This window comes from Cysteiniphilum halobium, assembly GCF_003574425.1.
Classification (GTDB): domain Bacteria; phylum Pseudomonadota; class Gammaproteobacteria; order Francisellales; family Francisellaceae; genus Caedibacter; species Caedibacter halobius.
On the sequence record NZ_QLIU01000103.1, the window covers coordinates 1 to 1,029 of the forward strand.

General features: G+C 32.8%; 1 pseudogene. It reads left to right on the top strand.

Going from position 1 to position 1,029, the window contains the following annotated elements:
- Window positions 1-33: 33 nt before the first annotated feature.
- Window positions 34-1,029 (top strand): annotated as a pseudogene (locus DNK85_RS11085) (low temperature requirement protein A); the annotation flags it as partial.

Consider the following 1,029-nt stretch of genomic DNA (forward strand, 5'->3'; position numbering starts at 1 on the left):
TTTTAATGAGGTGACCCTGCATGGCTAGAGCTTTTCTTTGATCTGGTTTTTGTTGCTGTTATAGGAGTTGTATCCCACTCCTTATCACACACAGATCATAACCATATATCAATTCAGCAACTTTTTTTCTTTTTCCTTGTATTTGTCCCTTTGTGGTGGGTATGGGCATCTTATACACTTTATTCTAATCGCTATGATCAAGAAGCTAATTGGCAAAAAATCCTCACACTCATATTAATGGGTTTAGTTATTTTACAAATGTATTTCACTAAAGATGCCCTTAATGAACATTTTGCCTATTTTCTTATTTTCTATCTCCTGATGAAGTTAATCATTTATTGTGCATATTTCATATCGTCACGTAATACTAATTTTCAAAGCAGATATGCAAATAAAATCTCAAAAATTATACTACTTGGCACTGTGATAAGTGGGTTATCTATTTTTGCCAATGACTCACTTAGAATTATTATTTTATACTTTGGAATTCTTGTTGAAATTCTCTTACATCTTAAATTGAGAAAAGAGTCCACTTTATTTTTTGCACATCGAAAACATATTGCAGAAAGAACAGGCTTACTTGCACTGATCATATTAGGTGAATCCATCATTAGTATTATCAACTCTTTTTCAAATATAAATACATTCAGTATGACTCGAATAATAACTGCTGCCATTTGCTTTATTTTGATTGCTCAAATTTGGTGGATATTCTTTGGGTCATTGCACAGATTAGAGAAAGCACATATGCTCAAAACAGGCTATACCATGATTTTATCTCATTTGCCTTTCTATATTGGTCTTATCTTCTTAGCAACTTTAATACACCATGCTATTACAGGAGATTTAGATCAAAAAACATTTGCACTAATGGGCATTGTGGGTATGACCTTATTTTATACAGGAAAACAGATTCCATATATCATTGCGTTCCCACCGTATAGAATTGGCATTGCTTTTAATAGTTTGGTATGCATATCTATTACAGCAATCGCATCGTTATGCTCTAGAATAGATACCCACGGGCTA